40 protein-coding genes and 1 riboswitch are annotated in these 26,127 nt (G+C 48.6%); of the genes, 18 read left to right on the plus strand and 22 right to left on the minus strand.

The features are described from left to right. Window position 1: 1 nt before the first annotated feature. The 7 genes from SynMVIR181_RS07975 to SynMVIR181_RS08005 form a co-directional block, all read right to left on the minus strand. Window positions 2–631, minus strand: coding sequence for a HupE/UreJ family protein (locus SynMVIR181_RS07975; protein ID WP_186523142.1), 630 nt, complete (start codon window positions 629–631; stop codon window positions 2–4). A gap of 12 nt (window positions 632–643) precedes the next feature. Further along, window positions 644–792, minus strand: a riboswitch (cobalamin riboswitch). Between the two features lie 9 nt (window positions 793–801). Beyond that, the gene (locus SynMVIR181_RS07980) at window positions 802–1,086 is read right to left on the minus strand and encodes a DUF3721 domain-containing protein (protein ID WP_255444213.1); all 285 of its coding nucleotides are present in this window, start codon (window positions 1,084–1,086) and stop codon (window positions 802–804) included. A 139-nt stretch (window positions 1,087–1,225) separates the two neighbouring features. Further along, window positions 1,226–2,053 carry a metal ABC transporter permease gene (locus tag SynMVIR181_RS07985; RefSeq protein ID WP_186590571.1) on the minus strand — a complete coding sequence of 276 codons (828 nt, stop codon included), beginning with the start codon at window positions 2,051–2,053 and terminating at the stop codon, window positions 1,226–1,228. 35 nt (window positions 2,054–2,088) lie between these two features. Continuing rightward, on the minus strand, window positions 2,089–2,841 hold the full coding sequence (locus SynMVIR181_RS07990) for a metal ABC transporter ATP-binding protein (RefSeq protein ID WP_186525556.1): 753 nt from the start codon (window positions 2,839–2,841) through the stop codon (window positions 2,089–2,091). 14 nt (window positions 2,842–2,855) lie between these two features. Further along, window positions 2,856–3,752, minus strand: coding sequence for a metal ABC transporter substrate-binding protein (locus SynMVIR181_RS07995; protein WP_255444511.1), 897 nt, complete (start codon window positions 3,750–3,752; stop codon window positions 2,856–2,858). A 117-nt stretch (window positions 3,753–3,869) separates the two neighbouring features. Continuing rightward, window positions 3,870–4,064 (minus strand): DUF2256 domain-containing protein, encoded by a 195-nt coding sequence (locus SynMVIR181_RS08000; protein ID WP_255444214.1) that lies wholly within the window; start codon window positions 4,062–4,064, stop codon window positions 3,870–3,872. A gap of 300 nt (window positions 4,065–4,364) precedes the next feature. Then, on the minus strand, window positions 4,365–4,547 hold the full coding sequence (locus SynMVIR181_RS08005; RefSeq protein WP_186588862.1) for a hypothetical protein: 183 nt from the start codon (window positions 4,545–4,547) through the stop codon (window positions 4,365–4,367). Window positions 4,548–4,699: 152 nt separating this feature from the next. Here SynMVIR181_RS08005 and SynMVIR181_RS08010 point away from each other — a divergent pair, with 152 nt between their 5' ends. Further along, window positions 4,700–4,858, plus strand: coding sequence for a hypothetical protein (locus SynMVIR181_RS08010; protein WP_186523145.1), 159 nt, complete (start codon window positions 4,700–4,702; stop codon window positions 4,856–4,858). A 195-nt stretch (window positions 4,859–5,053) separates the two neighbouring features. Here SynMVIR181_RS08010 and SynMVIR181_RS08015 read toward each other — a convergent pair whose 3' ends face one another. The 3 genes from SynMVIR181_RS08015 to SynMVIR181_RS08025 form a co-directional block, all read right to left on the minus strand. Next, the gene (locus SynMVIR181_RS08015) at window positions 5,054–5,407 is read right to left on the minus strand and encodes a hypothetical protein (RefSeq protein WP_186588863.1); all 354 of its coding nucleotides are present in this window, start codon (window positions 5,405–5,407) and stop codon (window positions 5,054–5,056) included. 21 nt (window positions 5,408–5,428) lie between these two features. Next, window positions 5,429–5,599, minus strand: a complete 171-nt coding sequence (locus SynMVIR181_RS08020; RefSeq protein WP_186523147.1) for a hypothetical protein — start codon at window positions 5,597–5,599, stop codon at window positions 5,429–5,431. 104 nt (window positions 5,600–5,703) lie between these two features. Continuing rightward, a complete protein-coding gene (locus SynMVIR181_RS08025; protein WP_255444216.1) occupies window positions 5,704–6,099 on the minus strand; it encodes a hypothetical protein in 396 nt (131 codons plus the stop codon). A gap of 69 nt (window positions 6,100–6,168) precedes the next feature. On the opposite strand from SynMVIR181_RS08025, the gene SynMVIR181_RS08030 reads away from it, so the two are divergent. The 5 genes from SynMVIR181_RS08030 (at window position 6,169) to SynMVIR181_RS08050 (ending at window position 10,189) form a co-directional block, all read left to right on the plus strand. Then, window positions 6,169–6,465 (plus strand): hypothetical protein, encoded by a 297-nt coding sequence (locus SynMVIR181_RS08030; protein WP_186523150.1) that lies wholly within the window; start codon window positions 6,169–6,171, stop codon window positions 6,463–6,465. After that, window positions 6,465–7,205, plus strand: coding sequence for a DUF924 family protein (locus SynMVIR181_RS08035; RefSeq protein WP_186588864.1), 741 nt, complete (start codon window positions 6,465–6,467; stop codon window positions 7,203–7,205). The genes SynMVIR181_RS08030 and SynMVIR181_RS08035 overlap by 1 nt, the downstream gene beginning before the upstream one ends. Window positions 7,206–7,541: 336 nt before the next feature. Further along, complete coding sequence (locus tag SynMVIR181_RS08040) at window positions 7,542–8,750, plus strand: glycosyltransferase family 2 protein (RefSeq protein ID WP_255444512.1); 1,209 nt, start codon at window positions 7,542–7,544, stop codon at window positions 8,748–8,750. Window positions 8,751–8,798: 48 nt separating this feature from the next. Beyond that, entirely contained in the window at window positions 8,799–9,326 is a 528-nt protein-coding gene (gene sodC / locus SynMVIR181_RS08045; protein WP_186588866.1) for a superoxide dismutase family protein, read from the plus strand. Further along, window positions 9,323–10,189: an alpha/beta fold hydrolase gene (locus tag SynMVIR181_RS08050; RefSeq protein ID WP_255444217.1), complete on the plus strand. Its 867-nt coding sequence runs from the start codon at window positions 9,323–9,325 to the stop codon at window positions 10,187–10,189. Before sodC ends, SynMVIR181_RS08050 begins: the two co-directional genes overlap by 4 nt. A 67-nt stretch (window positions 10,190–10,256) precedes the next feature. On the opposite strand, the gene SynMVIR181_RS08055 is transcribed toward SynMVIR181_RS08050, so the two are convergent. After that, entirely contained in the window at window positions 10,257–10,490 is a 234-nt protein-coding gene (locus tag SynMVIR181_RS08055) for a hypothetical protein (protein ID WP_186588867.1), read from the minus strand. A 118-nt stretch (window positions 10,491–10,608) separates the two neighbouring features. On the opposite strand from SynMVIR181_RS08055, the gene SynMVIR181_RS08060 reads away from it, so the two are divergent. The 6 genes from SynMVIR181_RS08060 (at window position 10,609) to SynMVIR181_RS08085 (ending at window position 13,311) form a co-directional block, all read left to right on the plus strand. Beyond that, window positions 10,609–10,848: a DUF2973 domain-containing protein gene (locus SynMVIR181_RS08060; protein WP_186588868.1), complete on the plus strand. Its 240-nt coding sequence runs from the start codon at window positions 10,609–10,611 to the stop codon at window positions 10,846–10,848. A gap of 190 nt (window positions 10,849–11,038) precedes the next feature. Then, entirely contained in the window at window positions 11,039–11,668 is a 630-nt protein-coding gene (locus tag SynMVIR181_RS08065; protein ID WP_186588869.1) for an isoprenylcysteine carboxylmethyltransferase family protein, read from the plus strand. Window positions 11,669–11,678: 10 nt separating this feature from the next. Beyond that, window positions 11,679–12,092, plus strand: a complete 414-nt coding sequence (locus SynMVIR181_RS08070) for a YccF domain-containing protein (protein ID WP_186523158.1) — start codon at window positions 11,679–11,681, stop codon at window positions 12,090–12,092. 170 nt (window positions 12,093–12,262) lie between these two features. Next, entirely contained in the window at window positions 12,263–12,556 is a 294-nt protein-coding gene (locus SynMVIR181_RS08075) for a hypothetical protein (RefSeq protein WP_186588870.1), read from the plus strand. Between the two features lie 188 nt (window positions 12,557–12,744). Next, entirely contained in the window at window positions 12,745–12,975 is a 231-nt protein-coding gene (locus SynMVIR181_RS08080) for a hypothetical protein (protein WP_186588871.1), read from the plus strand. Window positions 12,976–13,173: 198 nt separating this feature from the next. After that, window positions 13,174–13,311 (plus strand): hypothetical protein, encoded by a 138-nt coding sequence (locus SynMVIR181_RS08085; RefSeq protein WP_186588872.1) that lies wholly within the window; start codon window positions 13,174–13,176, stop codon window positions 13,309–13,311. 167 nt (window positions 13,312–13,478) lie between these two features. On the opposite strand, the gene SynMVIR181_RS08090 is transcribed toward SynMVIR181_RS08085, so the two are convergent. From SynMVIR181_RS08090 to SynMVIR181_RS08105, 4 genes are all read right to left on the minus strand, one after another. Next, window positions 13,479–13,673 carry a hypothetical protein gene (locus SynMVIR181_RS08090; RefSeq protein WP_006853133.1) on the minus strand — a complete coding sequence of 65 codons (195 nt, stop codon included), beginning with the start codon at window positions 13,671–13,673 and terminating at the stop codon, window positions 13,479–13,481. A 2,457-nt stretch (window positions 13,674–16,130) separates the two neighbouring features. Then, window positions 16,131–16,415 carry a DUF427 domain-containing protein gene (locus SynMVIR181_RS08095; protein WP_186588873.1) on the minus strand — a complete coding sequence of 95 codons (285 nt, stop codon included), beginning with the start codon at window positions 16,413–16,415 and terminating at the stop codon, window positions 16,131–16,133. Window positions 16,416–17,338: 923 nt separating this feature from the next. Then, on the minus strand, window positions 17,339–17,716 hold the full coding sequence (locus tag SynMVIR181_RS08100) for a hypothetical protein (RefSeq protein WP_186588874.1): 378 nt from the start codon (window positions 17,714–17,716) through the stop codon (window positions 17,339–17,341). Window positions 17,717–18,145: 429 nt separating this feature from the next. After that, complete coding sequence (locus tag SynMVIR181_RS08105; protein WP_186523168.1) at window positions 18,146–18,385, minus strand: hypothetical protein; 240 nt, start codon at window positions 18,383–18,385, stop codon at window positions 18,146–18,148. 104 nt (window positions 18,386–18,489) lie between these two features. On the opposite strand from SynMVIR181_RS08105, the gene SynMVIR181_RS08110 reads away from it, so the two are divergent. Further along, window positions 18,490–18,648 carry a hypothetical protein gene (locus SynMVIR181_RS08110; RefSeq protein WP_186523169.1) on the plus strand — a complete coding sequence of 53 codons (159 nt, stop codon included), beginning with the start codon at window positions 18,490–18,492 and terminating at the stop codon, window positions 18,646–18,648. Between the two features lie 530 nt (window positions 18,649–19,178). Here the strand turns inward: SynMVIR181_RS08110 and SynMVIR181_RS08115 are convergent. The 4 genes from SynMVIR181_RS08115 to SynMVIR181_RS08130 all read right to left on the minus strand — a co-directional run bounded on the left by SynMVIR181_RS08115 (window position 19,179) and on the right by SynMVIR181_RS08130 (window position 20,376). Further along, entirely contained in the window at window positions 19,179–19,334 is a 156-nt protein-coding gene (locus SynMVIR181_RS08115) for a hypothetical protein (RefSeq protein ID WP_186523170.1), read from the minus strand. Between the two features lie 83 nt (window positions 19,335–19,417). Beyond that, window positions 19,418–19,606 (minus strand): hypothetical protein, encoded by a 189-nt coding sequence (locus SynMVIR181_RS08120; protein WP_006853144.1) that lies wholly within the window; start codon window positions 19,604–19,606, stop codon window positions 19,418–19,420. A gap of 3 nt (window positions 19,607–19,609) precedes the next feature. Then, window positions 19,610–20,053, minus strand: coding sequence for a hypothetical protein (locus SynMVIR181_RS08125; protein ID WP_222929410.1), 444 nt, complete (start codon window positions 20,051–20,053; stop codon window positions 19,610–19,612). A 104-nt stretch (window positions 20,054–20,157) separates the two neighbouring features. After that, window positions 20,158–20,376: a Nif11-like leader peptide family natural product precursor gene (locus SynMVIR181_RS08130; RefSeq protein ID WP_186523180.1), complete on the minus strand. Its 219-nt coding sequence runs from the start codon at window positions 20,374–20,376 to the stop codon at window positions 20,158–20,160. A gap of 149 nt (window positions 20,377–20,525) precedes the next feature. On the opposite strand from SynMVIR181_RS08130, the gene SynMVIR181_RS08135 reads away from it, so the two are divergent. Beyond that, window positions 20,526–21,986, plus strand: coding sequence for a glycosyl hydrolase family 57 (locus SynMVIR181_RS08135; protein WP_186590574.1), 1,461 nt, complete (start codon window positions 20,526–20,528; stop codon window positions 21,984–21,986). Window positions 21,987–22,139: 153 nt separating this feature from the next. Here SynMVIR181_RS08135 and SynMVIR181_RS08140 read toward each other — a convergent pair whose 3' ends face one another. Continuing rightward, the gene (locus SynMVIR181_RS08140) at window positions 22,140–22,442 is read right to left on the minus strand and encodes a TIGR03894 family protein (RefSeq protein WP_186588876.1); all 303 of its coding nucleotides are present in this window, start codon (window positions 22,440–22,442) and stop codon (window positions 22,140–22,142) included. Window positions 22,443–22,491: 49 nt separating this feature from the next. Between SynMVIR181_RS08140 and SynMVIR181_RS08145 the strand changes: the two genes are divergently transcribed. Continuing rightward, window positions 22,492–22,869, plus strand: coding sequence for a DCC1-like thiol-disulfide oxidoreductase family protein (locus SynMVIR181_RS08145; RefSeq protein WP_186588877.1), 378 nt, complete (start codon window positions 22,492–22,494; stop codon window positions 22,867–22,869). 371 nt (window positions 22,870–23,240) lie between these two features. Continuing rightward, window positions 23,241–23,408: a hypothetical protein gene (locus SynMVIR181_RS08150; protein WP_186588878.1), complete on the plus strand. Its 168-nt coding sequence runs from the start codon at window positions 23,241–23,243 to the stop codon at window positions 23,406–23,408. A 405-nt stretch (window positions 23,409–23,813) separates the two neighbouring features. Here the strand turns inward: SynMVIR181_RS08150 and SynMVIR181_RS08155 are convergent, their stop codons facing one another. Next, window positions 23,814–24,623 (minus strand): prohibitin family protein, encoded by an 810-nt coding sequence (locus tag SynMVIR181_RS08155; RefSeq protein ID WP_255444220.1) that lies wholly within the window; start codon window positions 24,621–24,623, stop codon window positions 23,814–23,816. A 113-nt stretch (window positions 24,624–24,736) separates the two neighbouring features. Here SynMVIR181_RS08155 and SynMVIR181_RS08160 point away from each other — a divergent pair, with 113 nt between their 5' ends. Further along, entirely contained in the window at window positions 24,737–24,901 is a 165-nt protein-coding gene (locus SynMVIR181_RS08160; protein ID WP_186523186.1) for a hypothetical protein, read from the plus strand. On the opposite strand, the gene SynMVIR181_RS08165 is transcribed toward SynMVIR181_RS08160, so the two are convergent. Then, entirely contained in the window at window positions 24,896–25,195 is a 300-nt protein-coding gene (locus SynMVIR181_RS08165) for a hypothetical protein (protein WP_255444221.1), read from the minus strand. The genes SynMVIR181_RS08160 and SynMVIR181_RS08165 overlap by 6 nt on opposite strands. A gap of 44 nt (window positions 25,196–25,239) precedes the next feature. On the opposite strand from SynMVIR181_RS08165, the gene SynMVIR181_RS08170 reads away from it, so the two are divergent. After that, a complete protein-coding gene (locus tag SynMVIR181_RS08170; protein WP_186588880.1) occupies window positions 25,240–26,058 on the plus strand; it encodes an SDR family NAD(P)-dependent oxidoreductase in 819 nt (272 codons plus the stop codon). Window positions 26,059–26,127: the final 69 nt, after the last annotated feature.

A 26,127-nucleotide genomic window follows, 5' to 3' on the forward strand; every position in this document is an offset into this window, starting at 1 on the left:
GTCAAGCCACCAGGGCAGCCCAGGCGAATGCTCCACCGATACCAATCCAAATCCCTGCTGCCACACGCTTGCCCTCAGCTCCAAGAGCATCCAGCAATCGCTTCGAGGCAAGGCTGACAGCAAGAAGTAAGGCACCTTGGGCAATCAAAAGACCCAAGAAGTAAGTGAATAGAGGCGTGGATTCAGCTCCAACGATCGCGCCACCGAGCAGATATCCGTGCAATCCAATAACCGGCAGCAAGATTCCTGCAGGAATGATGTTGAGAGCGATCAAACCCTCAACCGCCAAAGTCAGTGAAACAAGCACCTCAGCAGCAGGCGCAAGACTGGAGGGCAGAGGAAAGATTTGCGTTAATACCGCCCCTCCAAGGGCGAAAGCCAAAAGGGGAAGAACCCAAGCCACTGGGCGCCTAAGTCCGATCAATCCAATCGCCAGAAGAAAGAGGAGATGGTCAGGTCCGAGCAGGGGGTGGCCAATCCCACTGATCAATCCTTGAAGCGCATTCATGTCACCCCCTTCAGCCATCGCAAAGGGATGGTGGGCAACAGCGGGCCCTGCAAACGTGAGTAACAATCCGGTTACAGCAACAACTCCGAGACCGAAAAGGGCTCTGGTGCTTCTTTTGAACATCAATGGTCGATCCTCGTCGGTTAAAAAATCGGCGGGCGTTCTGACTTCTGCTGATGAATTTCAGCAGTTCACAGCTGCGGGACAGCGACGGATTTTCACCGCTCTTTCCCCGTTACCTCTAGTGACTGAATCCCACTAGAACCGAAATAATGTTCTACCTCAGTTCAAGGTCAGTGCCCTGCACTTGAGCCATGGTTATGAGCGTTGCAAGGCATCCATTTCGCCCCCATCTGGTGGGCCCCCTTGCAGTTGAACAAAGCTGCGGCCTCCTCGGCTTCTGCCTTGGTGTCATACATCGCTTTGATGGGCTCCGTTCCAGCTTTTGATGCGGAAGGCTCCATCTCCATCGACAGCAACGTGTCGCTGTGGTCAGAACCTATCTCGTGATGAGCGATTGCTGGAGTCGTCAAAGCCAGCAAGCCCAAAAGCAGTCCAGCGGAGGGAGAGAGACGCATCTCAGATTTGATTGCAACCAGTTGAGTTTGATGCATCAGGCCGCGCTAGACAGCTGCGCTACACATCAAGCCTCAAATGGTGCTGAAGTGCGATACAAAACGATCCAACCAGTGCAGATCCAAGTCTTAAATCAGGATCTCACCGATTGGGCAAGGTTGAAATGGGCAGCGACGATGCGAATCGATGGCGCAAGATCCCGTGCTTAGGAGCAAAGAGGAAAGCAATCACAAACAAACCTGTCTGGACAAGAACGATGCAACCAGCTGTTGAACTATCAGTCCAATAACTTGTATACACCCCAAGAAGGCTGGAAAGAATGCTGCTGCCAATCGCCAACCAACTCATTCGATCAAAGCGATCGGTTAATAGGTAAGCGGTAGCCCCAGGCGTGACCAGCATGGCCACCACCAAAATGATGCCTACCGTTTGCAATCCAGCAACCGCAGCAAGAGAAAGTACGGAGAGAAGGAGGTAGTGGAGAACACCCGTGTTGATTCCAATCGAGCGTGCATGCGTGGGGTCAAAACAAAACAACAACAGATCACGACGAAACAACAAAAGAACAGCCGTGACCAGAACTGATATCAGAACCGTTTGTTGAATATCAGCAATAGAGATCCCAAGTACATTGCCAAAAAGAATATGGGTGAGATCAATATTGCTACGCGTCTTCGAAACCAACACCAGTCCTAGAGCGAAGAAACCCGTAAACACAAGGCCAATCACCGTATCTTCTTTGATTCGGGATTTCTGCTTCACAAAACCAATCGTGGCGACTGATCCCACACCAAACACAAAGGCCCCAACTGAAAAAGGCAACCCAATGGCATAGGCAAGGATGACTCCTGGCAACACAGAATGAGATACCGCATCACCCATCAGCGCCCATCCCTTGAGGGTCATGTAGCAAGAGAGGAGACCGCAGACGCCACCAACGGTGGCGCTGATTAGCAGTGCCCGCACCATGAAGGCATGCTGAAGAGGCTCGAGCAAAAATGTGGTCAAGCGTCCTCCGAGGAACTATTTCCGGTTAATAAGTCCGGAGGGAGGCCCCCAAAGGCCAAAGAAAGATTTTCCGGAGTGAACACCTCCGATGTTTCACCGTAAGCCAAAACCGTTTTATTGATCAGAACCGTGAGATCGCAGAAGTCTCTGACATGACTGAGATCATGCGTTGAAATCAAAATGGTGCGTCCTTCCGTACGCAACTGAAAAAACAGTTCTGCCATCAACTTTTCCGTACGAACATCCACACCATTGAAGGGTTCGTCCAACAACAAAACCGATGCGCGCTGTGCAATAGCTCTTGCCAAAAATGTCCGTTTGCGTTGACCTCCAGAGAGAGCAGCGATCGGACGATCCCTGAGATCAAGAAGCTCAACGCGCTCAAGAGCATCCCGAACCGCAACCCTGTCTGACTGCCGTGGAATCCGGAGCACATTCATGGCTCCATAGCGGCCCATCATCACCACATCCCAAACAGAGACGGGGAAATCGCAATCGATCCCTTCACTCTGAGGCACATAGGCAACGGCTTGATCGCGCTGAGCCCGGGCAACGCTGCGACCGTTAATTCTGATGTGTCCACGCGAAGGGCGAATGAAACCAGTCAGAGCCTTGAAAAGGGTCGACTTACCGGACCCATTCATCCCTACCAATCCACAGATGCACCCCGAAGGAAGATGAAGAGAAGCGTCGTAGAGGGCAACTGTGCCGTTGTAGTCAACACAGATCTGATCGGCCTCGATCCGCATCAATTCACTTTGGGTCATAAGGACGTTTCGGCGGATGCAGCCAACCCCTGCCTAATAAGTTTCACATTGTGGCGTTGAAGGTCGAGCAGAGTTGGTGCAGGACCGTTGCGTTTTGATAAAGAGTCCACATAGAAGCTGCCACCGAAACGAGCTCCCGAGGCACGAGCCACCTCCCGTTGAGCTTTATCACTCACTGTTGTTTCACAAAACACCGCGGGGACCTGATCTTTCTTCACACGCTCGATTAATCGAGCCATACGTCTTGGAGTGATCTGGCTCTCAGCATTAACCGGCCACAAATAGGCCTCATCAAATCCATAGTCTTGAGCTAAATAAGAAAAGGCCCCTTCACAGCTCACGAGAACGCGCTGCTGCTGGGGAATGACAGCGAGGAGGTTACGTAATTCAGCATCCAGGTTTTCCAACTGGAGCTTGTAGCTATCACCATTGTTGCGATACAACTGGGCTCCCTCTGGATCGAGTTGAGAAAACGCATCCACAAGTCGATCCACATATCCCTGAGCTCTCAGGGGTGACATCCAGGCATGGGGATTGGGCTTACCGGCATAGGCATCACCCTCAATGAGCAATGGCTGCATTCCCTCGGTGAGAGTGACAGTGGGCACATCACCAGCGGATTGAACAAAGCGGCGAGCCCATAGCTCCAAACCCAACCCATTTTCAACAATTAAGTCTGCACCTGAGGCTTGCTCTAAATCCCGCGGTGAAGGCTCATATCCATGAATTTCTGCACCCGGCTTGGTAATCGATCTAACTTGCAAACGATCACCAGCCACCTGACGTGCCATATCAGCGAGGATCGTGAATGTTGTCAGAACAACTGGACGATTATCAGCACTATTTCCTGATTTATTAGACAACGTACCCTGACTTGAGCAGGCAACAGCCATAGGCAAAGCGAGAATAATCGTAGCCACCTGACGCAAAATACGTCTCCCCAATATTCCCGCCAAAAAGTTGTTAATGATGCTCATATTAGCCATATCTGTGATTGGATGAGCTTGTATTCACGAGGATGGTTTTGCTGCAGTGGCTCCGCGCCGGCGCCTGCAGCGCTCAGAGCAGTAACGCACTTCATCCCAAACATCTTTCCATTTACGACGCCATTGGAATGGGCGCCCACAGACGGCACAGATTTTTGTTGGGCGATCCAGTGATGGCGCCATCAGACAAAACATCCCAGGGAACAGCTGATCAGGCATTAAAAACCTGCAGATTGCCACCATAAGGCCGATGACGCTTGATTGAGACTTGTCAAGCGATCAATGAAATCAGCAGTCCACATCTATTGCGTCTTAACTAAACAACAACACCCAACATTTTCTATTGCGAAAAGTGTCTTCAAAATCATCTATGAGAAACATTCATAGCTGCTGCATCACAACCCCAAGCGGCATCCAATTAATAGGACTAAAAGTTATTACCAACGAATGTCCAGGAGTCATCAAAATCTCAGCCGAAATCAAGGGCTGAGCCGAAGGCCCATTCATCATGAGCAAAAATCAGTCGCTTTCAGATTGATCGGTCCAACGTCGCTCAACTTGAACAAACAGGAACCAGGCCAACGACGCTCCTGCTCCCGCCGCCCATTCTGAGCGCAGCAACGAAACCAACGCCAAAGTGCTTGCCCCGATTCGCAAACCCCTTAGGCCAAAACGGCTGTATTGACGCAGGCGATGATCCATAAGCGAAAGATACAAGCAACGGAGTTCAAGCTTCAGCTGAACCGGGACCATCAAGCTGCTGCTATCACTGAGCCGGGGAGAACCGAACGAAAAATTTGCACGCAGTCGCCGATTAAGACGCGTAGCTTTACAGAACTTCATGTCTACGCGTCATGGTTGAGCTTTACTTGGATGCCACCTTGCACAACCAAATCAGTGTTGAGCACTATCGCGAAGTTTTGCTGAACCACGGATTGGATGAACAGGATCAAAAACTGAGGAGCAATCTTTTGAAACGCGTTGAAGCCGGAACGATCCAGCTGTCATCCTGACGGACCTGGTCAGCACCTTCCCATGTTTCAAACAAATGATCCTCGCTTCTGGAAAGCGGTTGCTGGAATCATTTCATTGGTATTGAGCTGCTCACTCGCTTGGCTAATTCTTAAGCTTTGAATCCCTCTATCCATTGCAGCTAGAAGATTCAGTATCAACAGAGTGCACCAACCACGTTTCTAAAAATTTATTATTCAAAAAAGTAGGTACATAATACTCATTATTATCAATCCCATTGTTAAAGCGGATAAAACTGAAAGGAGAATAAGACCACCTCCAGCAATCAAGGCCACTCGTTTAGCTGTTTCTGGGAATAACAAGTAAAAACTAAGTCCTGCCGCAAGTCCCCATAAAGGAGGAATCAGCACACAAACACCTGTCAAAATGATCAAACGCACACGTCTCTGACGTTGCTGTTCGATCACCCTCAACGCTTTGGTCTCCTCCTCTTCCAAAGCCAAACGCTCTTCATCGCTCAGCCAACGTCCAAATTGTTGTGCTTGCTTGAACTCACGTTCAAGTTTGTCCGTACTGGAAGAAGGATCCATATCCCCACGGTATCTCCGTTCTCAACGGGGACTTCGCTCCCATGCCCGTTCCAGTGACTCTCTCATCGCTTTGCTAGAGGGCTCAGCCAGCCCATTGTTTCGACGAAAGGCTGCTGTGATCCGCCAGAAACGTGTTGCGCAAGCAATCGCGACGACGAACCAAGCCAACAAGATCCAGGCAGAACCGTGCACGACAAAGTTGTGAATACCTCCATGATGGTGGCTGCGGAGAATTCGTCGATGAACGGCAAGCTTGTAGTTGGAGCTATTGGACTCTTGGTGGGCGCAGTCGCGATCTATGAATTCCTGTTGTTGAGAGGGTTAGCACCCTCCAGTTGAGCCTCACAGGCATAGGTTTCAATCGACGCTTTCCTTTGGCGGAATTCAGGATGATCCGCATCCTCCACCCGCCACCACCAACGTCCATCGGTGTAGCTGGGTGGTCCAGCATTGTTGGTGCGGGGCAGTTGCAGATTGAGGTCCCGCCAATGCAAAAGGATTCCATCGCCAGGAACCGTTCCATCAGCACTGTTCGGGATCGGTTCCAAAACAGCGCCGATCGCCTCCTGACCCAAATTGGTTCGCTCCGCAGTGAGCAGATCTCCTTCACACCAATAGCTAGTGGCTAGCGCAGGAGAGCATGGCGCAAGCCACAACAACGCCACCAAGCAAAACGAGAGCAGAGAGCGCAAGGCAGGAGAAGCCGTTCACCCCACCCAAGCACCTCACACGACAGAGTGTTGTCAAGAAGGAGCGTTTTGATGACACCGACAAAAGATCAGGTGCTCGCTGCATCAGCTGGCTGGGTAGCGGTTGTGCTGAACGTGGTGCCCGGTCTTGGAGCTGGTTATTTGTATCAGCGACGTTGGAAGGCTTACTGGATCACCTCCCTACTCGCCACGACCTGGTTTGTGGTGGGAGCCGTTTTAGCTCAAAACTCCGCAGCTGAAGCTGAACCACAAAACCAACTCGTTGGGCTCATTGGCTTGATTGCTCTGGCCGCTGTGACCAGCGCGGAAGCAGGCTTGGCCGTAAAGGCAGTGCGTCAAAGCAGCTAATGGAGACCAGGCCGAATGCGGTTCTCCGCTTCTGGTTTCAAGATTGTCGCCCGCACCAATGGTTTCGCAGAAATGCGGACTTTGACACCGTGGTGTTGGACCGCTTCGGCAAGCTCACATGTTCAGCATTGAACGGTGAACTGAGTCACTGGGAGAAGCACCCAACCAGCGCATTAGCGCTGGTTTTGATGATGGATCAATTCACCCGGCAGATCTGGAGACATGAACCCAAAGCGTTTGCAGGCGATCCTTACGCCCTGAGACTGACCCGCCAAGCGATTGCAGAGGGATGGCTCGATGAAGAACCAGAACGGGTGCGTCGGCAGTTCTGGTTGATGCCAATGCTTCACAGCGAGGAGCTGGGGGTGATCCTGGATGCGATCTCGTTCATGGAGCGCTGGAGCGACCCCGCCACGGTTGCAGTCGCTGATCGCAACAAGACCTTGATCCAGCGATATGGACGTTATCCCCAACGCAATGCCGCACTGGGGAGAGACTCCACAAAGGAAGAGTTGAAGTTTTTAAAGGATTGGCACTCCCGTGGCAAACACAAACGATCCCAATCTCATGCTTGTGATCAATGCTCCAGTCACGGGCCCATTCACTACAGAATAAAAATTACAGGCCAACCCAACTGGCAATTTGCATGCCCCAGCTGCTGGAACAAGCTGCAACACCAGCCTGGTTATCAATACGGGGGAACGAGAAAAGAAAATCGTCGTGAACGAAAACGTCGATAAGCAACGAATCACGCATCGCTCAAAACAACAAACAGTGGGACGAGCACTGGGGACGAAAGAAGACGCTGAAGACATGAAGAGCGAGGCATCGTCAAATCGCATCTGCATGAACAAAACGTGGATCGGGCACGTGGGATAAGAGGGAAGCGTGATGGAATTGAAAATCATGAGCCCCATGTTTCAGTGTTTGATCTGCAGGCAAACGATCGAACGTTCCACCCGTACCTACTGGAAACACAAGGGTCATCTGCTTTGCTCGACCTGCAAAGACAACATCGAGGCAGGCGTTGGTCAAAGTAGTCAGCAGACGCCGCCTAGCTCTTGAACCTGCTCCAGATTGTGGCTTTGGTTGCAGGAGTCACAGCTCTAGCGGCCGCGATTGGATTGAGCATCCTTCTTTTAGGCCTACAACGCGTGTTTGCCTCTGCTCCAACGCTCTGGGACAGCAACGATCGGGACATCACGGACACCAGTCTCAGCGTTGTAATCCCAGCCTTCGATGAAGAACAAAACATTGAGGGTTGCCTGACTCACGTCCTGATGTCTGAACGGCCTTGCTCTCGATGGGAGGTCATCGTTGTCGATGATCAGTCCAGCGACAACACCGTCAAGATTGCAGAACAGGCGATTGTTACCGTCGCTGGAGCTGACCAACCTGGTGCAACGGTTCTCCAAGCTGGCCATCGACCAAAAGGAGAGCGCTGGGTTGGAAAAAACTGGGGTTGCTGTCAAGCGATGGAGCAGGTCAACAGCGAGTGGGTGCTGTTCATCGACGCAGATGTGACCCTGGCACCCGATGCCATCCGTCGCGCACTCCATCAGAGCATCAATGAGAACGCCGATTTATTCAGCCTGGCTCCACGCCTGACCTGTGGCTGTCTCGCCGAATGGATGGTCCAACCGATCATGGCGAGCTTGTTAGGGCTTGGGTTTCCGATTCTTGAAGCCAACGACCCTGCCTCAACGGTGGCCTTTGCCGCAGGACCCTTCATGTTGTTCCGCAGGGACAGCTACAACGCGATTGGCGGCCACAGGGCCCTTGCCGGAGAGGTTGTAGAAGATCTCGCGTTAGCGCGTCGGATTAAAGAGGGGGGATTTCGCTTGCGATACGTGCTTGGAATCGATGCAGTCGACCTGCAGATGTACGCCAATCTCCAGGCTCTTTGGGAAGGCTGGAGCAAAAACTGGTATCTCGGTCTTGATCGCAGCATCAGCAAATCCCTTGGAGCTGGCGGAGTGGTGCTGTTGATGTTCACGCTGCCATGGCTGCTTTTGCCAGCCAGCCTGACGATGGCATGTCTGAGCAGCCAGGATCAGATCCTTTGGCTTAGTGATGCTGGTCTCGGATTGATCGCAATCCTGATGCAGCTGAGCGTTCGCCTCTGGACCCGTGCTCGTTTTTCGGTGCCTTTACGCCATTGGTGGCTCATGGGGTTAGGCGGCATGATCATCGGTCTGATCGCACCCACATCCGTTTGGAAGAGCCTTACGGGAAGGGGCTGGACCTGGAAAGGCCGCTCCCTTGCTGATGCACAAGCGCGCTAGCAGTTAGAGCCATCATCCAGACAAAATGAGTGCATCCGTAGAAACCCCATGTACCGACTTGGTGCGCTCCTAGCTTTGTGCCTGGCATTGCTGCTGCCTTCAGCCGTACAAGCGAGCACGATTGAAGTCACGATGAACAGCATCAACGCCGAGGGAATCGGTGAATCCATTGGCACGATCAGTGCCCGAGACACAGACCAAGGGTTGGTGATTATTCCTGAACTCAGCGGCCTGAGCGAGGGCGAGCATGGGTTCCACTTGCATGCTGGAGCTCAGTGTGATCCACAAACCAACGCTGAAGGGGCCTCCATTGCCGGTCTGGCAGCACTCGGACATTGGGATCCTGACCAAACAGACACCCATCTCGGACCTTTCGGCAATGGCCATCGCGGTGACCTCAGCCGATTAGTGGTGGACCGAGATGGAAATACCACCACAAGCGTTGTGGCACCCAGGCTCAAGGCCTCTGACCTGCGTGGCCGTGCCCTTGTGGTGCATGCAGGGGGTGACACTTACACCGACACGCCTCCCCTAGGCGGAGGCGGTGCTCGTATTGCCTGCGGTGTCGGGTCTTGAAGGCAGAACGCTTGCTCCTCATCCATCCCATTGGCGTTGGCTTATCCAGTCGGTTTTGGGATCGTTTTATCACCTGTTGGCGAGCCTCAGACAACACGACAGCCCTGCTCGCTCCAGACCTACTCGGATGCGGTGGGAGCGAGCATCCAAATCAACAGCTTGCCCCTGAGGATTGGGCAGCACACCTCATCGATCTACTGAAAGAACACAACAACGCCCCAGCGGTTCTGGTCTCGCAAGGCGCCTCTCTTCCAATCGCTTTAGCTGTGCTCGAGACCGCACCGGAACTCGTCTCAGGCTTGGTCGCCATCAGCCCACCAAGTTGGCGCATTCTTGAGGAACCTTTTCCAAAAATGCAATCTCAACTGCTTTGGAGATTGCTGTTTCAAGGACCCATCGGTTCTTTGTTTTACCGCTATGCACGCCGCCGTGCATTTTTAAAATCATTTTCAATCAATAATTTATTTGCTAACCACAAAGATGTTGACTCCGAATGGCTCGACACGTTGGGACAAGAAGCAGCCAATATGACAACACGCTGGGCAACATTTTCTTTTTTAGCTGGTTTTTGGAGACGCAACTGGACCAAGCAATGGCAAGACATCAAACAACCGATTTGGCTGTTGTTTGGGCTCAAGGCAACCGGTATCGGCCGTTCCAAGAATTGGGATGATGCTCAAGAACGTATCCACGCCTATGCGCAGCAGCTGCCGAATGCTGTAAGCGCAAGTATTGATGGGCGCAACGTTCTTCCCTATGAATCAACCGATGCGTGCGTGACCCAACTCCAAAGCTGGTTGCTACATCAAGAAACTGCGTCAAGCCGTTTCAAACCACAGTTCGATCCAGCTTCTCGTCTCTAATCATTCGTCTGAAACCCGTTCTTCGACTGAACCACTCCACGTCCAGGTCCAGGTCCAGGTCGAAGGCTCAAGCATTTGGCTTAGCCAACGGGTGACGTGCATGGGCTGAAACATCACGCATGGCCCCAGTTGGATTCAATGAGCGGGCCAGCGCCAACAATCCAGCAGCAAGAACCGTTTCACCTTCAAGCTGCATCATTCGGTGGAGACTGATGACCTCGCTGTAGTCAGCAGCAGCCGTTCCATTGATCAAACCGCGAGCGGTGCATCGGGCCACAGCCAATTGAAGAGAGATCGTCATGTCCCAAAGCTGACTCAAAGCAAGGGCAAAACCAAGGAAACTTCCAGTTTCCAGCTGATTCAGAAACGCGAAGCAGCAAGAAACCCGTTAACGTTTCGTAACAATAGGGTTTTATGTCATGCTTTCTGCGCTTTTCCCCTTGGTCTATGGATCCGTTTTTGTCTTTCTGTTAGTTCAGGCTTTCCGAATGATGCGCTTGAGCTCTGGGCCAGCCAAATCAACGCGTCGCACAGACCGCACAGGCTTGCTGACCACCCATCCTGAACTTCTTGACGCCAATGGCTCCATCACAGGTGAAGACCTTCTGGTTGTCCGTTTCCCAAGCCAGGATCAACCGGAAGTTTCGATCACAGATTGAAGAGCGCCGGGTTGCATTCAGAATGAAGAACCACCTGTAGAGCCCATGACCCTCAATCAATTTTTAATCTTCTTGGTTGTGGGGATTGCGCTTGCAGTCGTAACAAGCGCAACTTGGATTTGGTGGATACTCGCAATCTGCACAACTCTAGTTGTAATCAAACTGTTAAAAAAATAATACCTAGCCTATAATGCAAACCCAACTTACAGCGATTAACTGGGCAAAAGTAATCACGATTGCAGTCATCATTGGTTTATCTTTATTTTTTGGCATCAATGGGCAGAGGCAAATCCTCTACGCATGCATGCACATCAGCTATTGCTTATGGTGGCTCTTAGAACAAAAGATATATCCAGAACGCCGCAAGCAAATTTTCACAGAAAAGGTTGATGCAGCCGGTTTCATAGGTGCAATCATTATCGTGGGCATCTTTTATTCATTACCAGCATTTTTGGCTTTTACAAATCCAACAAAGTTATCAATCGCAGCCACAGCAACAGCTCTTCCACTTTTTTACTTTGGTAGCTTAATCAATACTGCCGCCGACATACAAAAAACAACAGAAAAAACAAGCGGTGTGGGCTTAGTGCGCTCCGGGATCTGGAGTGGGGTAAGGCATGTCAATTACACAGGTGATCTAATGCGCTACCTAAGCTTTAGCGTGGTAGCAGGTTCATTGTGGGCCTTTTTAGTGCCACTTTCCATCTTCTTTTTATACATTCAACGCATTCGAGACAAAGAATCTTCAATGAAATTTAAATATCAAGACTTTTCAGATTACAAATCAAAAAGTTTTTATCTAATTCCCGGAATCTGGTGAGAATGAGAGAATGCTCAAATCTATTCTCAATATTCTTTGGGTCGTCCTTGGAGGCCTGCCGATGGCCTTGGGCTGGTGGCTGGTGGGACTGATCTCAGCCGTCAGCATCGTGGGATTGCCATGGAGCCGATCATGTTTTGTGATTGGTACATTTGCTCTGTGGCCCTTTGGTTTTGAGGCCATAAACCGACGCGACCTCAGCAGACGTGTTGATCTAGGCACCGGCCCGTTAGGACTGATCGGAAACATAATTTGGTTTTTAGTGGCTGGATGGTGGCTTGCAATTGGCCATCTCACCTCGGCACTCGCCTGTTTCGTGACCGTTATTGGGATTCCTTTCGGAATTCAGCACATCAAACTCGCTCTCATTGCCATCGCTCCGATTGGAATGACGATCGTTCCAGCGCATCGCACTGACGAATAGCAAGCAGCTAACCAAGAGGAACTGAAACAATGGATCCAGAAGTACGCCAATTGGTGATCGGTCAACTCCTCGTGATCGTGATCCCGGTTGGGACCCTGTTTGCAATCTGGATCAGCATGCTGCGATGGACAGCAAAACGATAAGGGAAGAGATAAGACAGCTTGCAACTGATGTGGTCCATCAAGACATCCGTTGCCAAACTGCAAACAACGAGCATGCCAATAATCAGAATCGCAATGAACATTCCTAGTGAATTTCAAGCCTTCTCCAACGTCCACGCCATCAGGGATGGCAGCGCTTTCATTAATGTGCTCGGCTGGATGTGGAGCGAGGATAAAGGCATTCAATATCTGGCCTGGGACGGGAGCATCTATTCAGCGAGTTCCATTGACGGAATCAGCCCACAGGCTTCACACCAGATGTATCGAACAGCTAACTCCCTGGAAAAACTTGCGGACCAGTAGGCAGAAGCGCATCAACAAGAAGAAATGCCTGTCAGCTAGATCCCAAAAGGGTTGCAAGGCAAAGGGAAGGGAGCTGTAGGGACTCCGTTGAAAAGCGACAGCTATGCAGCAGTTGATTGGGCACAGAAACCAGGTTTGCAAATTGAAGGCAAGACGTGCCAGAACAAAGGAACGAAAGCCTTTGGCAGATGACCAGCACAGCTCAACGCACGATTCAAGCCACAACAGGCGAAGACATGCTGATTGATGCCTTACGAGGAATCAAAACGAAGCAAGAGCTCATGCTCTTGCAAAGTCGGCTGACCTCGAACCCAGCCAACCCCCCTTTGTTCAATTGGGTTTGCAACTTATTGATCGAACGCAGGATTTCACGAGGTCTAGCCGCGAGGGTTCTATCCCAATTGCACGAGGATGGGTAGGAAAGCTGAGACCAAAAGCAGGTGGATCCAAAGACTTCTATGTTCCTCCTGCTCGCTGTGAGCACACAACCCTCAAGCCAAATGTCATTGGAGTGCCTAACACAAGCTGGATACACAAGAGTCGAGCATCAAATTCACAAAAGAAAATCAAATGAATGCATAGAATTAACTTGAACGGGGAAGCCCATTCAACAATGCTTGAACTCAACCCAGGCGATCATTTCAGCAGCAGACAAGGTTGAGAAAAATTCGGCTCATCCCTGGGATGCTGAAGACATAGAAGAAAGATTATTACTAGAAAAAAACGAAGGCTCAGGTAGCCTCATATTTTATTGAAAGAGTATTGAAAAATTCAACAATGGCTTACTCAAGCAGCCAGACAATCAAAAACCACAACGTATAGAGACCCATCAAACGAACTAGGTCAAACATTTAAAGGTCTGATGCTTGGTTACGACTAAGGAAGTTGATGATGCCAATCCCTGTCGTGCCAAACAATCAAATCAGGCGTTATCCCATTTAATTTTGCCATCAAGGAGTTCCATGAGTTCCTCAAGCTTTTGGTTGGTCACGCGAACATCTGCTGCATCAGGCATGGTGCCCTCCTCAATGAGCACGTTGTAGTGCTCACGACACATATTGCGCAGTTCCTGTAGGCGCTTCTTCGTAATGGTGCGCTTCTCTTCTGCTGTTGCCATGATTGGATCCTTGACCTAAGCCCAGTCTGCCTTACCGACTGCAGCAGTTGACCAGTCTGAGCCAGTTAGGTCATCAACCTAAAACGGAGACGCATCTCGGCAAAGAGCGTACAGGTTCCTCAAGAAACCCACGAAAGATCAATGGAAAGACTGAAGAAACAAAACTGAAAGGAATACATCAGAAGAGACTAACCGCTCAGAGAAAACATCAGTCATTCCACAAAGCCAATAAAGAGTTACTTAAAATGAACGCTTAACAAGCAAATGTATACAACAACAAGGGCGACTAAGCGTATTAATCTTAAAAATCAAGCAATTTCGCAAACAATTTCAATGAAACATAGAAAGAACATGCGCAGGGCTTCATCAATCCGCGAATAAAACAACTGAGTATCGTCTGTCATTGGCCATGACGAGTTGCCCACTTGGCGTGGCGACTGCGACTCTCAATGTCCCAACGACGCCATTCCGTGGACGAGGCAGGCGTAGCAGATGACATCAAGGCTGGATCTGTCCAATAGTCAGGTGAATCGAGAGTGGATTGATGAATGGGGCAGCAGGGTCCATGGTTCACGGCGGAAAACTACATATTTTCTTCATCATGCTCCCCCGAGCTGCCGATGCGCAATGCCCAGGCGATACAGCTCACGCTGCACTCAACAACCCCCACCACCAGAAACCGACGAGCAAGGAGAGAACGCATCAGCTAACAACGAATTACAGAATTTCTGAAGGGCAAAACAAAGGATGAGCCTGTTCTGATTTCAAGATTCAACGTAAGCTCAAATACCTAATCAAATGGTCGATGCCAGCCCCTCTTCAAAAATACGAATTGTCATCAATGAAGTGGGCTTCGAATGGAGAACTCTCCACCCATGACATCCATAAGCTGCTCAACAAAATGAGTCAGGCACAAGCCTTTGATCGCCAAACCAGGTGCCTGGAGCCAATAGAAAGTCCAAAATAATTAGATCACCAGTGTTCAGAAAGCCGTTCAAACTCTTGGCATAAGTGCATGGAGATCAAATCGAAATCAAATAAAAAATAAAGAAACGCGTTGGAACAATTAAAAATGCCTTTGTGATCCCAAGGTTAATCAGTAGATTCCACACTTTTGTCCCATTAGAGGCCAGCATATCCATAACGCTTAGATCTTGATGTACACGATTGAACACCTGTCCGATGAAAACTGGACACCTGAAGTAACCAGAAAGACAGAGTTCAAAGCATTTGTAGATGCTCGGACAAAATGTATGGCTACGGGAAAGATTTACAGAGTTGTAGACGACAAGCAGAATGTAAGATACACAATCACACTCGATACGTGCAAAAAACAACTTTTTTCAAGTCATTAACAGGCATCTCTCTAAAAATCATTGCTGTAAGGCCGGCATAGCCTCTTGAAGCTCAGTAGAAGGCTCAGAATTGCTCACTCCACTGGTCAACTGGATCGCCAAAACGGACAATCCAAGAAAAGCCACAATAATAAGTATACGTAAAATCTTTGTTGGAGTCATAAAGAGCAAAAAATTGAATCAACGATAGAACAATATTAAAACGATAAGACAGCACGTAACCAATCCAATAAGCCAAATTGGGCAAGCACAAAAAAACCGCTCGAAACAAGAGCGGTCATCCGCCAAGTAATCCCCATCACCCGGCCTTTTGCATCACATTGAGATGTGATGAGCAGATCATAGTGACGACTCTTACCAACAGAGCGTGAGTATCGATTCACTCAAGATTGTGACTACGTTGTGTGAAGCCATTGAAGGGAACAATAATCAAGGAGCATGGCGTTCGCACCAACGAATAACCAGTTGGTGGCGAATGCAGCACGAAATAAACTCACTAGCGAAATCCAAGACAACGCAACAACAAATCATTCTCATCACATACTTAGTCTCAACACATCAAAAACAAATCAGCTCGCCCAAGAGCACATAATGTAAACATAGCTCATAAAGTTAATCGGCTGGAAGTTTACGTAAACAGGACAAACAATCAAATAGATACAATTGAGTATTCGATTCTCTCATCTGAGCAGCACAAATCGCCATAATAGCGCTCTAGCTCATCATAAGCGCTATTGTAACAATTGAACTGTAGCTTAGTGATCGCATCTTCCTGAAGATCATCACGAACAATGCGGTACAAAGGAACACTTACGCTCAAATTTTTGAAACCAGATTCTAAAGCTTCAAATGATTCGTTTTCCATATAAGCACACAATGAAAAAATGATTATAGGTCAGCAATAGAGAATGGACAGGATTGCAAACAACATAGTCAAACTAAAAGCACTTAGTACGGTCGTCAAAAAACTACGAATCCACTACGACTAATGGAATAGAACCATGAGCAGAGCGAAGCATTATTCTTAGTACATATTAAAACCAGTAAGACGTAAATTTACAGGCCACCATTTCTTGCTAAAAACAAATGTAGCTCAAATCCATCAAGATATGATGATGCCCTTTCCGGAATAGAAAGCAACCCGATAACGGATGGCTTCTGCGTCAGGCTTTGGTGTCTCATAGCTCCAAGCCACATTGGTAATAATCTGATCATCAGCAATCAAGTCCCAGTAGCGCGCCTTACCCTTCCAACCACACACCGTTGTGTGTCTAGAATCGCGGAAATATTGGTCGTACATTGCTTCACGAGGGAAATAGGGATTTCCATCCACATAGACAATATCGTTGCTTTCAGCAAGAATGTTATCGTTAAAAACTGCTTTCATGGAGAATAGTCTTTTCACCATATTAAGTAGCAATGCGCTGAAGTGTGAACATTGCCGTCATGCATCAAATGGATCGAAGAGAAAGTAGGTAAAGACTAACCAATAAAATGAAGTGGAGACAGCAAATGCTATTGAAAGTGAATCAGTCTCTGTTAATTTCAAATCTGATCAAAAATGTTTTATTCATAAAAGGCATCTCAAGGACAAAGCAAAAGCCACAAAAGGATGGACTAAAGCGAAATAAAAACTAGATAGTCAAACCTATCAGTTCTCGCCACAAAAACTTTATTATGGGGAATAGAAAAATCATCGATTCAACCCAAACAATAAGAGTAAAGCTGGTAGGCATGTCATCAAGATCAAAAGATGAAGCATTGCTCCAAGTCTTTATTCTCTGCAAGAATCTATTTCGATCTGAAAAGGAATAGGTGCAAAACGGGCACAATGCCCCGATGCTGACCTAGACCATGGATAACTGAGTCAATCCAGTGGCCTTTCTCAGCAGAATCTGCGCAACATCCAAGGGTTCAACAATCGATGCCGTTGGAAATGGGAAATATCGAGTTTGTGACAAGCAATTCACATGCTCAGAGGTTGATGGGTTATGGAAAGCTTATGAAATTCTAAGAACTCAGGAGCAACGTGTGAGCTGATAGATGTGTGGCCATCTATGCATTTGAATAGACGGCCACATAAACCAAGCGATTAAGGGAGCAACAATCACAAGAGCAACAAAAAAACAATGACTTTCCACCCAGCTCTTAGGGTCATGGAAACAGTCTAAAAAGCTTTTTTGGTTAAGAGCGGAGTCTGAAGAGAGCGCTTCCAAACTCCAGACTTTGTAACTTCACGAAAGAACCATTCAGTTCATTGTTGATTTCAAATAGCAATAAAAGTGCAATGAAAAGAGTAATCATCATGGATTAGTAACATGCATCACCTTGCTTGAGCTTATAAGCAGCTTCAGGATATGCATTCTTCCAAATAACACAATTCTTCTCTTCTTGAGACAAACTCGTAAATCCATTAGAGGGAGAGGTAGAAGCGGTTTGTTGCTCTTTTTTTCGTAATTGTTGAACGCTCTCTACTTGAGGATTGGAAACATTTGGAATTTCACTATCATGAGCAATCTCACTTAAATAAGGTCTAGAGTTATTGTCGCTGATTTCCTTAGGTGAATCCAGCTGAATTTTACTATTCAATGTGTTTCCCATCAAAAGTGAGCCAATGAAGAACCCAATCAAAGAGAAACCAATTCCAACTAATAATTCTAGTTTCTTCAATGGACGTAATTTTTTCATCAAATTTCACCAATTACGTTATCAATATAGTAAAGATGGAATTAATTTTCAACCAAAGCAGAAGTCAAAAATTAATGCCGTCTCTCAAAAATAAGCAAAATCACCTAAAGATGGATGAAATCGCTTCGTGTGAAGAGACAAAATTCCATTAGCAATAAAATGCAAAATAGATGTACATAATGCCAAAAGCGATTAAAGATTCAGGGCTTCATTCGCAAAAGATAAAATAGTCGACAGACCTGATCAATAATGAGTGAAAAATGGGCAACTTATAAGAGAAAATATAGTTCAAAGGCTGAGCTAATAGTGAGTCAGAAATTGGTATGAGGCTTTGGAAAATGAGCGACTCAGCCTTGCGCTCCTTAAATCAGAGCTATCACTAAACTTGATCTAAAGTAGCGGCATTCGAGTCGCCACACTCAACACTGATCAGCTGTGACGACCGAGTGGTTCAATCCAGTCCACAAGAACCTCCCGATGATGCAGCCAGCGCTTCGAGACACGGCAACCGAGATTGACTTGACCTTCATCCATAAGACGACCCAAGCGAATGGCAGCTGCTTCTTCAGGCCGCGTAAATGTCTGCAGGTGATCAGTTAGCCAAGTGACCTCATCTTCCGTAATCACACCAGTGGAGAGGGTTTCGAGCACGAGTTCGCCAACAGTCATGAGCTTTGTAACGATTTCGTTACATCCTGGCGCCTCCATTGGCCAACCGTGGCCCGCAGTCTCCGTAAAGAGTTTTTAAAGTAGTGAGATCAGCAGGCATTTTTATGCAAGCAACTCTCGCTCAGCAGTTCGAAACCGAGTCAATTAAGCGTCAAATTGACGCCACTACTGACGTTGTGGCGCTTCAAGAGCTTGCGAGGCATCTGGCAGATCTCTATCTCAAGCAACGTGTTGCCACTGCTTGGGTGATTGCAAATAAATGATCCTTCATTTGCCTTGCCTGAAAGAAAGGATCTAATTCATTCCACAATTAATTCAATTTTGAGCTGATTTTTAAAGCTACATATCGAAACGAGCCTATTTTTATCATATTTAACATTCAAACGTCTCGTTAAATATTTAGAGTAAAATTCTCAAAAGCCATAAATATTATTCCGCAATCACGCAGAATATAAATACTTTGAAAGTCTAGACTCAAATATTCAGCTCGAAACCAATACTTAATCCTCATATGCAACTTTGGATATATTCTATGTTGATTATCTACTTTGTGTTCAGCCTTATTTTTTAAAACATGCTGATCTATCTGACCCATTGTGATGCCAGATCACGTATAAACCCGTCGTTTGAACGAGCGGCCTCCGATAAAAAGGAGCAAAGATGGTGAGGTCCTAAGTCCTCGAGTGGCTTCCACTGGTGGAAAACCACCACTGGCTCCATGAAACTCCCTTTGATCAACAGAATGTGACCACTGCTTCTCTACTCAAACTGAGGAGATCATCTGTTGCCAATTTCAAAGTTGAAATACGGTACCCAGCACACTTGCTGGATGCTCAAACTTCTCTGCAGTTCGACGCTCGAGTTGAGCAATCATCACGAGATGAGCCGTAGTGCGAATCGCTGAAAGCAGCGCTAAGCCAATACAAAGCGGACAGTGCGTCAAAGTCATGAACCCAATCTTGGAGCCAGTTCATGCCTCTGGCCCCATTCGTTGCCATTTCTTGACTTAATGGGCGATTCGGCTGGCCATGATCAGAAGCGACAACCCACTTCATGGATTAAGTCGATGCTGTTGGGCCATCGCCGAATGTGCTCGTAAAACTCCATAGCAAGGATGCGGGCCTCCCAAGCGTCAGAGGCATAGAAACAAGCCTCCTGCTTGCTGCCATCAGACATCTTGTAGCGAATCGTGAAATGTTTGTAGTGACTGAAATAAGCCATCGGTTAAGCCACCAATTCGTGATCAGTTTGGATCGCAGTCGATCCAGAGCGGTTCATGATGCAAACCATCTCATCCAAAGGGTTGAGGACTCTCGCAGATTGTCCTTCCTGCTGGCTGAGGGCATGAGCAGCCCAAAAGGCCTCAATTTCAGTTGTTCTGGCTCCATGATCCGTCCAGCCGGAAGAGCTCAGTTCTTGAATTCTGTACATCAATGACGTTTCGTATGTACTCAACTTATGCACCCAACCTGCAAAACATGGTGCAAACCACGCATATACATCAGAAGTCTTCGGGATCAGGCATGATTCATGTGGTGATAAAGACAAATAACCGCGATTTTTCAAGCTTTCAGCACATTCAAGGGAATAACAGACGACGAACAGAAATCCTCCACCATGGATACAACAGACCAATGAAAAGGCCGTAACCCCCCGGCCACGGCCCACGAGACGCATTCATTGGACTTGATCTAAGCCCTTCCCATCGGGCTCTTTCGTTATGGCGCATGCCATCTCTCAGAAACATCAGTGTTTGTACTCAGCAGCTTCACTCAATAACGGTGTGGGTATTCACCAGGATGATCGATACGAACAACCCGCATCCCTGTCAGTGACTTGCCAGATAGCAACAGGAGCTCACTTCCTGAAACGGCGTAACCAAGCTCCTGAGCGATCATCGCAACCTCAGCTGCTGTCATTGCTGACTGGACGCGGCTTTGCAACCGAGCATCGCGTTGCAAGTGTTCCAAAAATGAATGGAGAGCGCTCAAAACAGATAGCCCATGCCCCTTTTCTCCGTTAGTGAATCACGAAAGGAAACCACAATGAGACCCCATGCAAGCGAAACCCAAGAACAGAAATGAGCTGCTGAATCGATCGTGACATGACGTCCAAGCCTCGATGGAGTACGAATCAAGCCATGACACAACACCAATCTCCAGCAATCGCTGGCCGAGAAACCGATCTGCATTCCCTTTTGCAAAATCGCGAGCCTGTCTGGATCCAGCACACAAATCTGCGGATTGAGGGGATCCGCTCAGCGTTCGCCTGTGCGCTGCACATGCATCAGCCAACAATCCCGGCAGGAAGAAGCGGAGAACTGGTTTCCCATCTGCAATACATGGTTGAGAACCAGGGAGAGGGAGACAACCACAACGCGGAACCCTTCGCCCAGTGCTACCGACGCATGGCTGATCTCATACCGCAGCTGATCAGCGAAGGATGCAATCCCCGGATCATGCTCGATTATTCCGGCAACCTCCTCTGGGGAGTTCACCAGATGGGGCGTAAAGACATCACAGACGCGCTGCGCTATCTCGCCTGTGATCCAGACATGCAACGCCATGTGGAATGGCTAGGTACGTTCTGGAGCCATGCGGTGGCTCCATCCACACCAATTCCCGATCTCAAGCTTCAGATCAGTGCTTGGCAGCACCAGTTCGTTGATCTTTTCGGCGAGGACGCGCTCAAACGGGTGAAAGGGTTTTCACCCCCCGAAATGCATCTTCCAAACCACCCAGATACTCTTCATGCCTTCATCCAGGCTCTTCTTGATTGCGGTTACAGCTGGTTGATGGTTCAAGAACACAGCGTAGAAAACCCGGATGGCTCACCTCTTAGCCATGCACAGAGGTACCTCCCCAATCAACTGGTCGCAAGGAGCTCAACAGGAGACACCGCAAGGATCACTGTATTAATCAAGACACAAGGTTCTGACACCAAACTTGTGGGCCAAATGCAGCCCTATTACGAGGCGCTCACCCTTGAACAACAACCGCTTGGAAGCAGGCACATTCCATCAGTGGTGACGCAAATCGCTGATGGCGAAAACGGGGGGGTGATGATGAATGAATTCCCGGAAGCGTTTCTTCAAGCACACCGCAAAGCGCGCCAGCAAAACCCAGTGGGAGAGGGGCACACCCAAACGGTGGCAATCAACGGAAGCGAATGGCTTGAGCTTCTCGAACAGGCAGGAGTAACGGCGACCGATTTCCCCGAAGTGCAGGCGGTGCAGCAGCACCGGCTATGGCAACAGGTAGGAAGCGATTCGAATCGTGAGACTGTCAACGCCGCAATCGAAGAACTCAAAGCCAATAACAATGGCTTCTCAATGGAGGGGGCCTCTTGGACCAACAACCTCAGTTGGGTTGAGGGGTACGACAACGTTTTGGAGCCGATGAACCAACTCAGCGCAGCCTTTCATCAACGTTTCGACCAGCAGACAGAAGAAAATCCATCGTTCACGAAGGATGAGAGATATCAAAAAGCACTTCTGCACCTGCTTTTACTGGAAACAAGCTGTTTTCGCTATTGGGGCCAAGGCACGTGGACTGAGTACGCCCGCAACATTCACAGCCGAGGGAAGGCTTTGCTGAACTAACGCACGTAACGAGCTAATCGCTAATAGAAAGCCCTGCAACACAGATGTTGCAGGGCTTTCTTGCCCCTTGGAACAGCACATTCATAGGAAATACAAGATCCAAGGCCAAAAAATGCTCGATCGGCTGATGCTGATCAAGCATTCCTTTTCTGCTTAACCGGCAGCACGCGAGCGACGACGCACCACGCGACGACCATCCGGTGTTTGCTCCACCTCCGGCTCGCTGTCAGCACTGGTTGTGACATCTTTGCCCTCAGGTTCGTTTTCGGGCGGTTCTTGCTCCGCAATAAGCCCTACAACAACTGCAGCCTGAATTTGATCAGACAGATCGCCAATCACCATCAGTGCCTTGAGGGTGAGCTCCAAACGAGATTCACGAGGCAAGCCGGGGCGGAGCTTCTTGACAGACCCCCACAGTTCCTGTCCGACCTCTTTGAGTAGCTCCTTGTCCGCCATCTAAATTACTGTCAATCACATCAACTTACCGAACGAACGGTTGGAGGGGTTGCTGAAAACGCTGGTTTACGACGGTGGCTGTCCTTTCTGCGAAGCATTTGCCCTGCGCAGCGAACTAAAAGGTGGCATTCCAGATCTAATGATCCGAGACGGAAGGCTCGACGATGATCTTCGCAACGACTTGCGTCGACGGGGATTCAATTTGAGTCAAGGAGCTGTGTTGATCGACGGAGATCAGATCTGGCATGGAAGCGAAGCTATCTCTGTTCTCTGCAGTCAACTCAAACCAAGCGATCATTTGTTGGCTTTACTGAACGGACTCTTTGGTAATAGCAAACGAGCCAGTTTTCTATACCCGGGGTTGCTCGCAGCCCGTCAATTAGCGCTCACACTAAAAGGACTACCTGTAGACCCAGATCGTGCTTGAGCAGCTTGACAGCGCTGCTCCTCAAGATCCATTTGATATGAGAACTCGCGAATCTCTGCCTGCATCTCCAAGAGCATGACCACGAGTGATTGAGCAAGTTCCCTGCTGAAACTATTCTGCATGGCTGAAGCTCGATACAGGTCAAGACTCTTCTAAGTGACTTGAACGACCGTTCGTGGACAAGGTGAGCTTGCTGTTACACAGCTCAATGCTTTTTAATTCAATGGCGATGTAGCTCCAGTAAAAAAGGGCGCGGACATCGCACGAAAAGATGAAATAAAAACACCCGCTAACCTCAACAACTGCTCAAGCCGACTCTCTCTTCACACCGAATTCGATTAGCACAATTCAAAAACTGGCAAGTTCAACCATTGTCTTTTGAAGACAATCTCAAGCCAGGCTCAAATATTGTCTTGATTCCTACAACAACAGCCCATGCTGCGAAGGAGTTTGCTTCGGAAGCTGAAACCGTTCTGGCGAGCGTTGTGGCACAACCCGATAGCGAACACGCACTTGAGTTTTGGATGCACAATACGTGAGCACACCCAGGAGCAACACCACGAAAACACCCCTCACCACACGACGATTCACCCACTCACCTCATAATTCAGGGTTAAAAATCGAACAAAACCACCAATGGTGACTTGGAGCAGGTTATTCAAACAAACCTGGTACTCGAAATTTTAAAGGTTTTTCAGCAAGAAAAAAGCGAACATGTTGCTCGAGGCCGTTCTTCATCGAAAACAAAGGTCATCGCTGTGTGCACATTACAGATTTTAAGAAAACATACAATAAATACAATTTCTGCATCCTGCGATAAGTTATACCCTCAACCCAAGACCTAAAGCCCAAGACTTCAACAATTTGAATTAATAAAATGAATATCACAAAAGATTTGCAACATTCATTTTATTAATGTTTTAACCCATAGACCAGCTAAGTGACTATTTGCGTGATCCAACGATTACGGAAGGCATTCCACCATTGGTGCCAGGCAAACCAGGAACAACTTGAGTCATACCGTCCCACTTATCAAGGAATAATTTGTACAACACACGATCATCAAGACTTTTATTCAAAGTGTCGTAGCGCAAAGCCTCTTGCTCAGCAATAAGCACCTCGGTTTGAGCCCTGAGAAGTTGTTGCTCAGCAATCTGTTTCTGCTCAATCGCTGCACGATATTCTTCGGCAATTTCTAGTCCAGTGAGATCAAGGCCTAACACCTTGACGTAGTCAAATTGATCAAGCTCATCAGCAACCGTTTCTGCTACAAGAGTCGAAATATCATTCCACTCAGATGCGATTGTGACCAATTCATATTGAGAAAACACAGATTTAAGTGCTTTCAGCAAGGAAGGCTGAATAATTCGAGGATAAATATCACGATCACTGCTCGCAATCGTGCTGTAAGCACGACCAGCTTGATCAGCACGCAACGCGTATTTGATTGTGGCCGTGGCCTCAATCACCTGCAAATCCTTTGTGAGAGTTGCAAAATTTTCAGGGCGAACCTGGGTGCGAACACTGAAAGGCCAAACCTGCTGCACCAGGGGAAGCTTGGTGTTCAAACCAGGCTGGCGTGACGAGCCACTGACCTTACCAAGTGTTGTCACAACAGCAACTTCACCAGCTGGCACCACAAATAAAGCCTGAGAAAGCAACAACAAAGCAGCTAAGACGAGACCAAGGATCGCGACCAGTCCTCCTTCAGGCCCGCCTGGGGTCACCGAACGCATCTGAGATGGGGTCTGCATAGGAAATGTTGTCCGCTAGAACTTTTCTGACCCTTCTCTAGCGAAAATGTGCGGACATGAGGCGGTGATCGTGCTCAAAATGCCACAGTGACATTGGAATCGACTGGAGAACGATGTCCCAGCGATTCACCGTTTTTTTCAAACTCACGGGTGAGAGTGTCGGCTCCATCACAGTGTTTGCCTCAGACCATGCAGCAGCTTGGGCTGCAGCTCTTGATGAATTCGGATCTCGAACCATCTCCGTCGTTCGAACCGCTGACGACGACAGCGCCCTATGAGCGCCGATTAAGCGACGCTTTCCATTGGTCCCATAATTTTTGCTGCCAGGGAGTGACATCCGTTGGAATCCGTTCGGCAGATGTTTTCTGCACTTGATCCAGTTGCTCGAGTTCACTGCGCAATTGACGCAGGATCGGGATCAGGGCTAGTGCGGCAAGCAACCCAGCGATCAACATGATCGGCAACAAGATGGGTAGCAACGCCACCATCACCACCAATCCCAAGCCAATCACAAGACCTGAAATAAGTTGTTGCTGCCAACGAGGTCGCGTGCGACCTGGAAGCTGTTTCATGACATCGCTGTCAGCCTGAGCGCACTCTTCCATATCAAGGCTGGATGACCAAGCCTCAACGCACCGTATTGATCACAGGGGCATCCAGCGGGATTGGTAAAGCAACTGCTCAACTCCTCCTCCTTCATGGGTGGAAGGTCATCGCGGCAGCACGGAGAACTGATGAGATGACTGATCTTTGCGCTTCAGGTGCCGAAATCTTTCCCCTCGACATCACGGACATCCAATCAAGGCAATCCCTTGTCACGCATGTTCATGAACAATTTGGAGTTCTTGATGCCCTTGTAAACAATGCAGGGTTTGGAGAGGTAGGACCGATCGAAACCATGCCAATACAATCAGCTCAGAGTCTTTTTGAGGTAAACGTCTTCGGGCTCATCGGTCTCACCCAAATGGTTTTGCCGGAAATGAGGAAGCATGGCAAAGGGCGAATCATCAATGTGTCATCGATTGCCGGACGATTTGTGACCCCTGGGTCCGGTTGGTATGCAGCAAGCAAGTATGCGCTTGAGGCCCTTAGCGACGCCTTGCGTCTTGAGCTTCATCAATTCGGAATCCAAGTCGTCATTGTCGAACCAGGCTTAATTGCCACCGGCTTCGAAAATATCGCTAAGGCATCCATGCTTGAAGCCCAAAGCGATCCGGCTTGGACAGCAATGATGAGAAAAGTGGAGCAAAACTGGATGGAAGGGTTTAGGCGTGCATCTCCAGCGGATGTCGTTGCTAAAACCATCAGAAAGGCCCTTGAGGCTCGCGCACCGAATGCGCGTTATCGATGCGGCCACCGTTCGGAATCTGTCGTTATTCAAAAATTGCTCCCCACCAATGTGTGGGACAGCATCATTCGCAGCCAAATGATTTAGCTCGTACCAAATCAACGTCTCAAGCGCGACCCCAACGATACAGAGTGTTACACTATCTTCATCTTCAGG

Origin of the sequence: Synechococcus sp. MVIR-18-1 (assembly GCF_014279835.1) — a bacterium.
Lineage (GTDB): Bacteria > Cyanobacteriota > Cyanobacteriia > PCC-6307 > Cyanobiaceae > Synechococcus_C.